Consider the following 14,404-nt stretch of genomic DNA (forward strand, 5'->3'; position numbering starts at 1 on the left):
AACTTATGGCTGTTCTTGTTGCACCAACCAAATCAAATCTTATTAAAGCCAAATCTTCATTAGAACTTTCTAGTAAAGGTTTTGAGCTCTTAGACAAAAAGCGAAACGTTTTAATCAAAGAAATGATGAATCTTGTAGACCGTGCCAAAATGATTCAAGGAAGTATTTATACGACGATTCAAGAAGCTTATGATTACTTACAACAAGTCAATGTAAGTATGGGAATTAAGAATGTAGAGAATCTCGCTAAGAGTATTCCAAAGGATGAGGAGTTTGAGATTCTTTTAAAGAGCGTCATGGGTGTAGATATCCCAACGATTAAATATGAAAAAAAGCAAGTGTCACCTAGCTATGGTTTTCATAATAGTACACTCGTACTTGATGCAGCAGCAGAGAAATTCAGAGAAGCACGTTATATGATGTATGAACTTGCAGAAATTGATAACTGTATTTTTAAGTTAGCAAAAGAAATTCAAAAAACGCAAAAACGTACGAATGCACTTCAACATATTCAAATACCAAAGTACAAAGAACAAGTGAAATATATTCAAGAAGCCCTTGAAGAAAAAGAGCGTGAAGATTTCTTTAGACTTAAACGTGTCAAGGGAAGAAGCGACTCATAAAGTTATTTTTGTACCACAGTATGCATATAATATAGAAGGAATTGGAAATCAAAGTTTAAAAATTCCCTTGCAAAAAAAGTAGAAAATGATATAATAAAGACAAGTTAAAACAAGGCGGATAACCTGGAGTGTACGACAACCTGTTATTTTGAACCTACAAATTGTGCACGGGAGTCTGATTTCCCATGCGAGCTATGCTAGGCCACAAGCTAATTCCCTTTGGGCAGTGGAAAGCAAAATGCGCAGGAAGGACACCCACCTAGACTAGTCTAGGGCGTCAAAATTGCAGGACCGGCATTTTGGGAGCATTGTTAAAAAGCATCAACTTCTATGAGTTGATGCTTTTTTCGTATGCAAAATAAAAATAAACATGATATAGTTATCATAGATTAGAAAATGCCTATATAAAATAAATAATAGTGAAAAGTTATAATATAGTAAGGTTATAAGAAGATTATAAGAAAGTTTCATAGATTAAAAGAGAGGAGCGAGCTATGATTTATCGTATAAAGCAGTTTATACAGGCTATATCGGCGAAGATGACAGTAGAAGATATAGAATTTGTAAAAAGTTATTTAAGTAAAAAAGAACAAGAACTTTTTTTTCAGCTAAAGATTTATGAACAAAGTCATTCTTTAAGAGTAGCAAAAAACATGATTAAGGAAGACGGCTCTTTAAATGCAGAGGATAAAAGAGAGCGTATTCGTATTGGATTATTACATGATATTGGGAAAATCAAATATCCTTTAAATCCTATAGAAAAAAGTATAATTGTTGTATTAGATAAGATTACTGGGGGAAGAATAAGTAAAGCGAGAAGACTAAAAATTGTGAAATGTTATTATGAGCATCCCCAGTTAGGGTATGAGTTACTGAGTGAGATAGGTGGTTATGAAGTAGAATTTTTACAAGCTATTAAAAATCATCATGAGCCACAACCTAGAACTGAAAAAGTCCGCCTTTTAAAGCAATGTGATGATGCTGCATAAAAACGGTTTATTTGACATTGCAAATCATTTGCAACTGATGTATAATAGAATGCAGATGCAAATTATTTGCAAAAAGGAGGATTAGACCATGCATGAGATATTACATGGATTAGAGCATGCAATAGAGCACGCGTTTTTAGATAGTTTTACAGTATTACCATTTTTATTTTTAGTATATTTATTAATCAATTACTTAGAGCAAAGCAAGAGTAGTGCTAAATATGAGAAGTTAATTGGCAAAAAGGGCATTGGTCCTATTGTGGGTGGCTTAGTAGGATGCCTGCCACAATGTGGTTTTTCAGTAGTAGGTTCAAATCTTTATGGCAAGCGTTTAATTAGTCTTGGGACTTTAATGGCAATTTTTATTTCGACATCAGATGAAGCCATTCCTATTTTATTTGCAAATCCAGGGATGTTAAAAACAGTAGGTTTAGTACTTATTATGAAAGTTATTTTAGCGATTGTAATTGGTATTGTACTTGACTTTATTATGCGTCAAAAAGAAGGTTCAGTAGAGGCGGTAGAGAAGGAACTTAGTCACAAACATTGCTGCGGCGATACTTGTTGCGGTGGTGAAACAGGTGGGATTTGGAAGCGTACTTTAGTACATACTTTCAAAGTTTTTGCATATATCTTAGTGATTAACTTAATACTTAATGGTATAATTGAGTTTGTAGGAGAAGATTCATTAGGTACAATCTTACTCACAGATAGCGTATGGCAACCAGCATTAGCTGCATTAATTGGACTTATCCCAAACTGTGCTGCATCAATTGTAATTACAGAAATGTTTGTTGCAGGCACATTAAGCTTTGGGGCACTTATTGCAGGATTATGTACAGGTGCAGGGATTGGTCTTGTAGTTTTATTTAAAGCAAATAAAAACTTAAAAGAGAACTTAAAAATCGTAGGGCTCTTATACATCTTAGGGACAGTAGCAGGTATGCTTATACAGCTCGTGATTTAAATGAGTGAAAAGAGGGGTTTAATATATGGACGAAGATATCTTGGTGCATCTAGGTATAAAAGTAACAAAGCAACGTAAAATAATTATGGAGATCTTAGAGGGGGCAGAACAACCTTTAACAGCCGATGAAATTTACGATAAGGTAGAAGATAAAGACACCATCAATTATTCAACTGTCTATAGAACCCTTGGCACTTTAAGTGAAAAAGGAGCAGTTACTAAAGCAGGTGAGCCAGGTGGCAAAACCTACTATCAGTTAAAACGTCATAATCATGCACATGAACTGGAATGTGTAGAATGTCATAAACATATTACAATCGAGCAGTGTCCATTAGAGGCATTTAGTCGAATGTTGAGTAAAGAAACAGGCTTTGTAATAACAGAGCACAACTTACAAATTAAAGGGATTTGCCCAGAGTGTGCAAAGCATCATAAATAAATTGATATGGATAAAAAAACTAGCGAGATGCCATGTGTGGAACACGGTAATCTCGCTAGTTTTTTAGTAAGGAGTTCTTTTTAAGGACAGGCGGGCATAAGTATATATGAAAAGATTTTATGAGTTACTTATGAGGAGGGATGAGGATGTTCATTAAAAAACAGGTGAAGGAAGTAGCACCCGTTAAGCAAAAAGAGCCTAGACGTATTAAACCATTACAGACAGTATGTGGGGTATTGTTATTGGTGGCATTTTGGTACATTGCCGTGGGGCAAGCTATTTTACCAAGCGGTGGTGGTGGACTCTTTGGTAAAGCAGAGCAAATGAAAGCATATGAGATACCTTGCACACAAGCTTATGTGGCTAAAATCATAGATCTGACATTAGCAGAAGACAAGATAGAGGAAGTGCAAGATGCACTTTGGTATGAAAAATACTACAAGGTTTTAGAGGAGGAGTTAGGGGTAAGCAGTTTAAATATAGAGGAGGCTTTAAATCCTATTACATATAAACAGGTGGAAGAGATTTTAAAGGCTATCTTTGGAGAACAATATCATATTAGTTTAGGTATGGATGAGCAGGCTCTTGCAAAAGACATCTCAGTCAATGAATTTATGCAAGCTTATCAAAAAGTGCTAGAAGGTGTTGGAAAAAAATTGGATTTGGAGGAGCGAGATATTGTTATATTGGCTACTCCTGCTGATAATGTAGGATTAAATGCTTGGCAGTTAGCTTCAGCAGGAGGCATTTATCATTTTGAAGGACTTATACTGGAACCTTTAAAAGGCAAAACAGTACGCGCTTTAGTTAAAAATAGTGAAATATTAAGTATAGAAGGTATTTTGAGCCAGCAAAGTGTGATTAAAACATGTAAGATAGAGAAAATCAATGATAAAACAGTAACTGTGGAAGTCAATAAATTACATTTAACTTATGTAAATAAGGGGATTTCAATTGAAAGCGAAGGTAAAAATGGTGCTTTAACACTAGATGGAGAAAAGGCTATAGCCTTTGAAGAACGCATTGGAGAAAATAAAGAAGTAGGCCAAGCAGTAAAAACAGCTAGCAGTGGAACGGGCAATATAAATATACGGGTACTTCTTTCGGATGGCGGAGAATATAATCAGATAAGTGTGAAGTTGAAGGGAAATGGGCAGTATAAAGTGACTTACAATGGAAAGACCTCTAAGCTAGATGCAGATACCTATTGGGAGGATAAAGACTTTAAATGGGTAGAGGGCGCTGATGTCGTCCGTTTTGAACCTATAAAGGCAGAAAGTGAATTAACGATTTATACAATTACGAAGGCAAGTGGAGTACCTACCTATAAGGGAGCTTTAGAAGTTAGAAAAGATGGAGACCATTATATCCTTGTCAATGAAGTGAATATGGAAGACTATGTCGCAGGTGTCATTCCAAGCGAAATGCCAACGAGTTATGGGATTGAGGCATTAAAGGTTCAGGCTATAGCAGCTAGAACGTATGCATATGCAGCAATGCAGGGGGAAAAGTTTGCGGCATATGACGCGCAGATAGATGATACTACCGCGTCTCAAGTGTATAATAATACATCCCCAGATGAAGCTGCTTATGAAGCAGCGCAATTAACAGCAGGGCAAATCTTAGAAAATAAAGAAGGGCAGCCTATTAGCAGTAAGTTTTTTGCAACTTCCTGTGGGTATACAGCAAACTATGGTGATGTATGGGCAGGTGAAAGCTTCCCTAGCTATACGCCTGATTATTTAGTTTCAGAAAAGCAATATGAGGGCAATGATGTAGTAAGTGATATGCAAAATGAAGAAGATGCAGAGAAATTCTTTAAGCTTGGGGCGGATGACATTGAAGCTTATGATGAAGAGTCACCTTGGTTTAGGTGGCAGGTAACCCTTACCAATAAACAGCTGACAGCTCTTATAAGTCCAGCTATTGCAAAACTCAGTGAAAGTTCACCAAGCCTTGTAAAAGTTAAGACTAAGACGGGAGATTGGGAAAGTCAGACAGTTAAAGATATTGGTAGCATTAAAGCACTTAAGGTGATGGGCAGAGGTGAAGGCGGGAATATATTGGCCTTACAAGTAGAAGGTGAAAATGCCACAGTTAAGGTCAATACAGAATATCTTATCCGTAGCTTGTTTGCAAGTAATGAGAATCAGTCGCTACAGGTGACAAGAAGTGATGGCAGTTTATCAGGAAGTATGTCCTTACTACCAAGTGCATTTTTTGCCATTGATACCAATAAAGATGACAGCGTAACACTTTATGGTGGTGGATTCGGACATGGTGTAGGCATGAGTCAAGATGGCGCCAAAGGTATGGCAGAAATGGGCAAAGATTATATGGAGATTATTGAGCACTTTTACCCTACTTTGGAAGTTGCGATGATTTCCAATGAATATGTTAATTGACAAAGAGATGTGCAATTATAGATTTTGAGTAAAGAGGTCTGCAATTATAAGTGAGTTTTATGGTAACAAAAAGTGCTTAAATGATAAGTAAGATTACAATAGATATGCAATTATAGAACTAAGTTAAGTATAAGAGTTATTTTATACTTAACTTAGTTTTTTTGTTATAATAAATTAAATATTATAAGAATTAAGTATATGGTGAGGGATAATAGATGGAATTAGTGTATATATGGGTGGAGAAATATAACAATCTAGAAAATATAGAAATAAACTTTGATACACAGTATGCAATTCATTATGACAAAGAACAAAATATAATAGATGTAAAAAAGAAAGATACTAAAATTAGTGAAGGTTTTTTTGGAAAAAATATATCTAATATAACTGCTATAGTAGGAAAAAATGGAGTTGGAAAGAGTACGTTATTGAGATGTATTATGGATATTTTAAGGTATAGATCAGAAAACAGTGGAAAAGGTTTTAAGCATATTTTATGTCTTAAGACTGAAGAAAATAAATTAAGATTTATAGCTTCTGATAATGAAAAGGTGGAAATAAAACATGAATTAGATAATGATTCTATAGAGTTAGAAGTAAGAAAATACATAGAGAAGAAATATGTGGAAAACATTACACAATCAATGATATCTAAGATTATATATATAAGTAATGCAATTGATTGGAATGACTTTTTGATGTCTAAGGGCGAAGAAGTAGATAATATAAAAGATATGTCTACAGGAGCATTATTAAGAAGAAAAGAAACAGGAAATAATAGTTATCAACAAAGTAGAGAAAATAGTATACTTGATTATCATTATGATGATATATTCAGACAAGTAAATTTTATTAGTAAATATTCGAGATATAGGGAACAAATTCAGTTTAAATTACCTAATAAAATAGGTATAAGTGTAAAAATTATAACAGGAGAGACGAGGATACAAGAGGAAAAAAATGAAATATTAAAAGAAATCAATTTTGAAAGAGATATTATAGAGAGTTTTATTGCTAGGTTTTTTAGTGATAGCTGGCAGGACAATAAAGAAGATATAATAAGAAGAATCTTAAGGGGAGTACTAGTAAATTATATTTATGGTACACTAGCATCATTTGGAAAAGATGATAAAGAGTTTGAGAATGTATATAAGATTATAGTTAAACTTGAAAATGAAGAGTCATTAAAACAAGATTATATTAAGATCATAAATAAATTTTTAGCAGAATTAGATGAGAGAAAGTTGGAAGATACTAAAAGACTAGAAAAGCTTAAGGAATTTATTGGGTGGATTATTGAAAATAAATCAAAAATAAAATGTAATCAATATAATCTTAGTGCGTTCTATATGGAGTTAGAAGAAATTGATATATTAAAAGAATTTTTTAATAAGTATATGGCAACTTGTATATATAAATATTATTTAACATTTTCTTGGGTACTTAGTTCAGGAGAGTGTATGCTACTTAATATGTATGCAAGAATTTATGATGCACGGAATAGTTATTGGGGTGAATGGCAAGATGAGAGTAATGATTTATTGCTTATTATTGATGAAGCAGACATGGGATTTCATCCAGAATGGCAAAGAAAATATATAAAATCATTATTGAATTTTATATCAATAGTATGTGCAGATGCTCAAGTGCAAATTGTTTTATCAACACATTCTCCATTGATACTGTCTGATATTCCAAGTAGCAATATTGTTAGACTATCATATAGTAATGATGGAACTATTGTGGAACAAATGAGAAAAGAAACGTTTGGTGCTAATATACACAATTTATTTAGAGATACATTTTTTATGGATTCAACCATAGGGGAGTTTGCTAAGAGCAAAATTGATGAAGTGATTGAACTGATTAATAGTGGTGAAGAAAGCGAAAAGATGAGTAGAGATAGGGCAAAAGAAATTATTCAATTAATTGGAGAACCTATTATTAGGCATAAATTGGAACATATGTATTATGAGCGTTTTCCAGAGGAGAAGGAAATGGATATAAGTAGCTATAAAGAGTATATACAAGTATTAGAAGAAAGGCTTAATAATAAAAATATAGATAGTATTCAATTGAAGCAACTAGAAACTCAAATGGAAAGTGTATTAAAGCAAATAAAAACAATAAATAATAGGGGTATAGAAGGATAAGATGATAAAAATAGATGTTAGTAAGTTTGAATGGAGCGAGATTTATAAAATTTATGGTTTAGAAGATGATGATGGAATAATAAAAACAGTATATGACAATATAAATAAATATATGAATGAGAATAAAGATAGTATAAAAAGTGAAAATAATAGGCTTGTAAAATTTTATGATAAGGTATTTGTGAGCAAAGGAAAGGTTGATATTAATAAGATTAAAAGATGTTTATTAGGTGAAAAAATAAAGAGTGGTTATGAAGAGCAAGGAATAGTAGAAAACAGAAGGTTGTTAAATTATTATATTGATGAATTTGAAAAAATAGAAAAGGAAGTACTTATAGGATCATATGGATATTGCATAAGAAAATTTTTAGGCTGTGAGAAGATTTTAGTAAAGAAAACAAATAGAATTAATACATGGAAACAAGCTTATAAAAATAATTTAGCAAAGCAGGGAGAGAAGAAAAAAGATATAGACGAAGAAGTTGAACTAATTAAAGAACAATGCAATGTCTTTCTTGATGATTTAGAAAGATGGTATGAAGAGCAAGGCTATGAACAAGATGGTGATAAACATGAAATTAAACAAAGATTTTTGAATGAGAAGTACTCAGAAGAATATAAGGATTATAAGGAATGGCTAAAGGGGATGAATGATATAGAAGAACATTTTTCATATGAAAAGTTGTTGAAAGATATAAAGAGGCATAGGATTATGGCAGCAATGAAAGTTCGTGTATGCCCCTATTGTAATAGACAGTATATAGATAATTATACCGATGAAAGAGGGAATGCAAAGACTACAGCTGATTTAGACCATTTTTATCCTAAAAGCAAATATCCATACTTGGCGTTATCTTTATTTAACTTCATTCCGAGTTGTCAAATTTGTAACTCAAGATTTAAACTGGATAAAAATAGTCATCAAAATCCACATTTATATCCTTATCAAGAGGGGTTTAATGATGAAGCAAAATTTACAATTAGGATTAAGTCAGTAGACCAATTGATTAATGGAAAAAATGAACTTAGTTTAGATATAAATACGAAAAATATAGGTGAACATAATCCAATTCAACAATCTATAGATGTATTTAGATTAAAACAAATATATCAAACACATACAGACTATGTAAGTGAAATTATTGATAAAGCAATTTATTATAATAAAATGCAAATAGAAGAATACATAAAAGGTTATAATGGACTTTTTTCATCTGAGGAAGAATTAATGGAAATTATTTTTGGAAAATATATTGTAGCAGGTAATTATTCAGAACAACCATTATCTAAATTAGCACATGATATTTTAGAAGAGTTAGGCATTAGATTTAATAGATAAATAATAAAAATACTTAAGACAGAGCTATGGGGGCGATAGAATGAGTCGAATAAATGCAATAGAAAATGCTATTCTAGAGTTAGATGGAGGGAAATATCAAAAGCTAATGGATGCATATTTAGTAAAAAAATATAAATATGAAAATATCCAAGCATTAGGGGTACAAACAGGAACGGATAAAGTAACGAAAGGAACTCCTGATTCATATGTAAAACTAGATAATGGTAAGTATGTATTAATAATGTATGGTTCCGTTACAGCAGTTCCTTTTAATAAACTAAGGGATGATATTTTATCTTGTTTTAATGAAGATAAATTGAAGTTAGAGAATGAAAAAATTGAAAAGATAATATGTGCATATACATCTACTAATATTCATATTGAACAAAGTGAAGCATTAGAACATTTGGTAGAGGGTGTATCAATAGAATTAATTAGCTTAAGTACGGTGGCAAATGATCTATTAGTAAATTATCCATTTATAGCAGCAGAGTTTTTAAATATTCCTATTGATACACAACAGTTATTTGCTATTGATGATTTTATAAAACGATATGATAAGAATGGAATGAATGCACCACTAGATATTAAGTTAATAGGAAGAGAAGAAGAGAAGAAAAGCTTAAAGCAATATATAGCTGAATCTAAGGTGACGTTAGTAACGGGGGCATCAGGTGTAGGAAAAACAAGATTGGTACTTGAGGTATGTAGAGAGTATCAAAACGAATTAAATTATAATGTGATTTGTGTAAAGAATAATGGAGGATTATTATATAACGATTTGCACTATTATATATCGGATAAAGGGAAATACCTTCTATTTATAGATGATGCAAATCAAACGACCTGTATGGAAGCTATTATGGATTTAGTCTTGAATCCACCAGTAGGAATTGAATTAAAAATAGTAATGACTGTAAGGGACTATGCTAAAGATAGAGTTAGAAAACTTGTTTGTGAAGTATTATTACCTAAAGAGCTAAATATATCAATATTATCTAAAGAAGAGATAAATAGCATTCTAAAAAATAATTTAGAAATAAAAAATGAGTACTATTTAGAACAGATTAATAAAATTGCCAAAGGAAATGCTAGATTAGCTATTTTAGCAGGAAGGAATGCAAAGGATAGAGGATATATAGCGATACATAATGCATTAGATATATTTAAAAATTATTATGGTGGGATTATAGAAAAAATACAATTAGATGATAAACAAATTATATCGATGTTTATCATAGCATTGTTTAATGTTATAGATTTAAAAACAAATGATATGGCAATAAAGATATTAGAGAAAACTGGTATTAGGAGAGACGATTTTTTTAAGATATGTCATGAGTTAAATGAGTTAGAAATTGTTGATTTATATGAAGATGAGATTGTAAAGATAAGTGATCAAAGCTTAAGTAATTATATATTAGAGTATAGCCTTATCGAAAAAAGATATATAACTATAGTTGAATTATTACAGGTTATGTTCCCTAAATTTAAGAATAAGATAGTTTATGCATTTAATACAATTATTAGGATATTTAATAATGAAAGCATGATAAGTTATATTAAAAGTCAAGTAAATGAGGCTTGGGATAAGGCATCTAAAGATTTTGATATAGAATTTATTAGATGTTTTGCATTATTTAATGAAGAAAAGGCATTGGGTATTATTAGTAGTAAAATAAAAGACATGTCCATAGTAGAATTAGATTTAAGAACTTTTGATTTTGAAGCTAAGAGGAATAGGAATGGTATTAAGGAAGAATTAGTAGATATATTAGTAGCATTTAAGGAATCTGAGTATTTTAGTGATGTGATTGAATTAATGATAAAGATGTTTAACAAGAGACCAGATTTGGTCATGGATTTTTATTTTGCATTTTCAGATAGATTATCATTTGATAGTTACTCAGCAGTATCTAATTATACTAAGGAATTTCAGATGGTAGAGAAGTTATGGAGTGCGGCAGAGAATGGAAGTAATATCAACTGTACTTTACTTTTACTACATGTATTATTTGAAATGATGCATGATCAATATAATAGGACTGAGGCAGGAGAAAGTAAGCATAGTATTTGTATGAAGACTATACCATTAAGTTTTAACGAAGGATTACAGAAGTTAAGAAGGTTAATTTGGAAAATAATATCTTGTTTATATGAAAATGAAAATTATCAAGAACTTATTGAGAAAAAGATAGTATTATATCATATATATAATAAAAATAAAGAAGCAAAGAAGATAATGTTATTTGATTTAGAGCAATTTGATAAATATTTTCTTTCTAGATGGAATCCAGCTACATTTGAACAATGTGATATAATTAGAAAATTACGCGATAAAGCAAGAAGACTTGGTATAGAATGTGATGAAAGATATAGTAGTTATAATGAAGAATATACGATATATTATACATTAATTAAAGAAGAGAGGAATCAAAAAGGACTAAAAGAAAGCGGACAGGATCAAGAAGAAAATGTTAAAAAGCTAATTAGTAAATATACTGAACAAGAGTTTCAAAAGCTATTTCAGATTTTGATGAAGCTAGATGGTGGAAAAGAAAATAGATGGAAATTACAAAATGCCATAGGTATTATATTTAAAGAACTAAGATTAGAGCCTAATAAATTTATTGATATAGTAAATATCTATCTTGAAGAAGGAGCACCATATGGTGATTTATATTCCACAGATATAATAGAGGGGTTATTTGAAAATATAGGTATAGAGGCAACTTGGAAATTGTTAAATTTATACAAGCATAAATATCAAAGTAATTGGAAGTGTATATTTTTTAGTGATATTCCAGAGACAGAAATAAATAAGAAGTATTCAAAGGAGCTTATTAATTTCATTAATACTGAATTAGATAAGGACAACCCTGTTATTCCATTATTATATTATTTAGGGAAATATAACAAGGTTATGCCTAATATAGCAATTGAGATAGGAAAATTAATATTAGCAAAGGCTAATGATAAAAATTATCTGATTGGAAGCTTTTTGCTGAGAGGAGCTGAGTCTAAAAAAGAAGAAAGAATATATAGTTTGTTTAGTAATGACATTAGTATTTTAGAGAAATTATATTTACAAGCAATGGGCGAAGGATTTGACTATGAAGGAAAATTGTTAATTAAACTTATAGAATCTAATATGGATTTTTATAGACAAGTTCTGTTAGAGCTATTTGAAAATAATAAATATAGTACATATGAAATAAATATACTTGATTTGATATGGGGAATGGAAAATTATAATGAGTTTATAGAAATAGCATATTCTATAGCAGAGCGAGCAGATGATGGCTTTATAATAGGAGAAAGTGAATTAATAAAGTTATTTATTAGTAGAGATAACGAGTCGTTGACTATAAGAGAAAGAAAACTAGAATGGGTAAAGGATTATATAAATAGATTTTATAATGATATAAAGAAAATAAGAAGTATATTTGTTGTAATAGCTAAATTAGGATATGAGGAACGGATAAAGTATATTTCTTTATTTTTAGAATTAAATAATAATATAGAGGATTTTAAGGCTATACAGCTTGAACCATATTCATGGTCATGCAGTGGAAGTGAAATTCCATTAATAGAAAGAAGAATTGAGTTTTTACAGAGGTTATTAGATAGCATTTCTGGAGTGGATTTTTTTGAACATAGGGCATATATAAGAGAAAAAATAGATACTATAGAGAAATATAAACAAAGGGTATTAAGAGAAGAATATATAAGAAATGCAGATTTAGCATAGGAATTAGTTTATTCATATATTTATAGTAAATATAAGTAGGGAGTTAGATAAATATGTAAGGTAACAATATAATTGTAAATCTATTGTAAAAAGATTTGCTTTAAAATTGCAATTCAATTGTAAAATAATCATCTTTATAGAGATAAATCAAAGGATATAATTGCAAATCTATTAGACATGTCCATAAGATATGAACACGAAAAATCAAGGATTTAATAAACTTATAATTGCACACCTTTTTGTCGAATAACAGAAAGAGGTATGCAATTATAAGCGGGTTTTATGTTAATAAAATGGGTTTAAATAGTAGGTAAGCTTACAATAGATATGCAATTATAAAACTAGGATAATAGTAAAGTGTGAACTTAGTTATTATCCTAGTTTTAGTTCTTTTAAGGAATATATCTAGAACATTGAATTTGATATTGATATCGACTTTAATAATTTATAGGAATATGTACTTAAAATAATAATTATTACTATTGTTAATAAGAATAATAGTTATTTTAAGCTTTTGTACCTGTCCCCATAATATCTTGACCAGTAATTTCTGTAGCAATTTCATCAATAAATTGATCCAATGCTAAGGTAATAAATTCATGAAGTAACCAGTTTTCCTTAGATTTCATCAAATGTGCGAGTTGTTCTGGTTTATATCTAACTATTTCACTAATACGATGCATAGCAGCCATAGTAATCAACATACTATTCATTTTCACTATATCACTGGATATAAGTGTAGAACGTCTTAAATACCAAAGACGTTTGCTGGAACGAATATACTGAAATTCTTGTCTCAACTCTTTATTTAATTGTTTAAAATCACTAGAAAGGCTTTCTGTATTATTCCATCTTGCCCCCTTGACACTTTGAAGTATAAAATTTTCTTTATGAGATACTCGAAATTCGGGGGAAATGCTAGATATATATGTAGGTGGAATTGCAACTGAATTTGAAGGAAAGTAGCTCTTATCTATATTAATTACTAGGTAGATATTTCCATCATTTCCTTTGTGATAGCATGGAGATTTAAAAGCTACAACTGGTATAAACAATTCTGGAATCTTAGCACTTCTTGGAGTGTTATATGTAGTAATATAGGCTCTATGTATATAGGCTAAATTATATAATAGTTTTTTTAGTGTTATAGTATTAGTCTTTCCACTTGGCCAGATAGTATCAAAATTTTGTTCTAAATATTTTCCAAATAAGGGGAAAACGCCTTTATTTTTTCTTCCGACAGCAATTGTATTTAAATCAGTTCCTGGCAAATTAACGTTCTCAAATAATCCATGTCCTGCAAAATTTTCAACAAAATCTTCAATGTACTCACTTTTAAAGGATAAAAATGCTTTTGCTGCATTTAACATAGAATAATATGATAGTAATGGAACGGATTCAATCGGCAATGATTTTGTTGCGTAATAAAACGTCATTGCTTGCTTCCAATAAAATGTATAATGGTATTTTTTTTCACTTCCATACTTACTCTTTGATGATGGATTGCGATATTTTAGAGCTTTTGTGTGACTAGAAAAATAAAATTCAATATAAGTAAAGACGTCATCAGTTAAAATTGTATTGCTTTGAAAATTTGAATCTGTATAACTCTTATACATACGTAATAATTTCCCTTTATATGAAACAGGGTTGTCTGAAATTTCGAATGTTGTTCTTTTAGGCATATGTTTTCTCCTGTATTAATTTGTTTATTTTTAGAATATTATATATATTATAA

At 30.5% G+C, this 14,404-nt stretch carries 9 protein-coding genes and 1 other RNA gene; 9 read left to right on the forward strand and 1 reads right to left on the reverse strand.

The genetic code is table 11. The features are described from left to right. Positions 1 to 5: 5 nt before the first annotated feature. The 9 genes from AC1VAQ_RS12375 (at position 6) to AC1VAQ_RS12415 (ending at position 12,666) form a co-directional block, all read left to right on the forward strand. A complete protein-coding gene (locus AC1VAQ_RS12375) occupies positions 6 to 623 on the forward strand; it encodes a V-type ATP synthase subunit D (RefSeq protein WP_302596019.1) in 618 nt (205 codons plus the stop codon). Positions 624 to 740: 117 nt separating this feature from the next. Then, positions 741 to 933: non-coding RNA, 6S RNA (gene ssrS, locus AC1VAQ_RS12380), on the forward strand. Between the two features lie 184 nt (positions 934 to 1,117). Then, positions 1,118 to 1,612 carry an HD domain-containing protein gene (locus AC1VAQ_RS12385; protein ID WP_302596020.1) on the forward strand — a complete coding sequence of 165 codons (495 nt, stop codon included), beginning with the start codon at positions 1,118 to 1,120 and terminating at the stop codon, positions 1,610 to 1,612. Positions 1,613 to 1,700: 88 nt separating this feature from the next. Beyond that, the gene (locus AC1VAQ_RS12390) at positions 1,701 to 2,579 is read left to right on the forward strand and encodes a putative manganese transporter (protein WP_302596022.1); all 879 of its coding nucleotides are present in this window, start codon (positions 1,701 to 1,703) and stop codon (positions 2,577 to 2,579) included. 25 nt (positions 2,580 to 2,604) lie between these two features. Continuing rightward, positions 2,605 to 3,018 (forward strand): Fur family transcriptional regulator, encoded by a 414-nt coding sequence (locus AC1VAQ_RS12395; protein ID WP_302596023.1) that lies wholly within the window; start codon positions 2,605 to 2,607, stop codon positions 3,016 to 3,018. A gap of 146 nt (positions 3,019 to 3,164) precedes the next feature. Continuing rightward, a complete protein-coding gene (locus AC1VAQ_RS12400) occupies positions 3,165 to 5,423 on the forward strand; it encodes a SpoIID/LytB domain-containing protein (RefSeq protein WP_479903963.1) in 2,259 nt (752 codons plus the stop codon). 215 nt (positions 5,424 to 5,638) lie between these two features. Continuing rightward, the gene (locus tag AC1VAQ_RS12405) at positions 5,639 to 7,576 is read left to right on the forward strand and encodes an AAA family ATPase (RefSeq protein ID WP_479903964.1); all 1,938 of its coding nucleotides are present in this window, start codon (positions 5,639 to 5,641) and stop codon (positions 7,574 to 7,576) included. 1 nt (position 7,577) lies between these two features. Continuing rightward, a complete protein-coding gene (locus AC1VAQ_RS12410) occupies positions 7,578 to 8,915 on the forward strand; it encodes a hypothetical protein (RefSeq protein WP_479903965.1) in 1,338 nt (445 codons plus the stop codon). A gap of 40 nt (positions 8,916 to 8,955) precedes the next feature. Next, positions 8,956 to 12,666, forward strand: a complete 3,711-nt coding sequence (locus AC1VAQ_RS12415) for a hypothetical protein (RefSeq protein ID WP_479903966.1) — start codon at positions 8,956 to 8,958, stop codon at positions 12,664 to 12,666. 506 nt (positions 12,667 to 13,172) lie between these two features. On the opposite strand, the gene AC1VAQ_RS12420 is transcribed toward AC1VAQ_RS12415, so the two are convergent. Further along, positions 13,173 to 14,351: a YaaC family protein gene (locus AC1VAQ_RS12420; protein ID WP_479903967.1), complete on the reverse strand. Its 1,179-nt coding sequence runs from the start codon at positions 14,349 to 14,351 to the stop codon at positions 13,173 to 13,175. Between the last annotated feature and the right edge of the window lie 53 nt (positions 14,352 to 14,404).

The organism is Cellulosilyticum sp. (assembly GCF_982396655.1).

Excerpts from the sequence above, each read along its gene's own strand:
- AC1VAQ_RS12395 (WP_302596023.1), top strand. The coding sequence starts at position 2,605 with ATGGACGAAGATATCTTGGTGCATCTAGGTATAAAAGTAACAAAGCAA.
- AC1VAQ_RS12405 (WP_479903964.1), top strand. The coding sequence starts at position 5,639 with ATGGAATTAGTGTATATATGGGTGGAGAAATATAACAATCTAGAAAAT.
- AC1VAQ_RS12400 (WP_479903963.1), top strand. The coding sequence starts at position 3,165 with ATGTTCATTAAAAAACAGGTGAAGGAAGTAGCACCCGTTAAGCAAAAA.
- AC1VAQ_RS12415 (WP_479903966.1), top strand. The coding sequence starts at position 8,956 with ATGAGTCGAATAAATGCAATAGAAAATGCTATTCTAGAGTTAGATGGA.
- AC1VAQ_RS12410 (WP_479903965.1), top strand. The coding sequence starts at position 7,578 with ATGATAAAAATAGATGTTAGTAAGTTTGAATGGAGCGAGATTTATAAA.
- AC1VAQ_RS12390 (WP_302596022.1), top strand. The coding sequence starts at position 1,701 with ATGCATGAGATATTACATGGATTAGAGCATGCAATAGAGCACGCGTTT.
- AC1VAQ_RS12375 (WP_302596019.1), top strand. The coding sequence starts at position 6 with ATGGCTGTTCTTGTTGCACCAACCAAATCAAATCTTATTAAAGCCAAA.
- AC1VAQ_RS12420 (WP_479903967.1), bottom strand. The coding sequence starts at position 14,351 with ATGCCTAAAAGAACAACATTCGAAATTTCAGACAACCCTGTTTCATAT.
- AC1VAQ_RS12385 (WP_302596020.1), top strand. The coding sequence starts at position 1,118 with ATGATTTATCGTATAAAGCAGTTTATACAGGCTATATCGGCGAAGATG.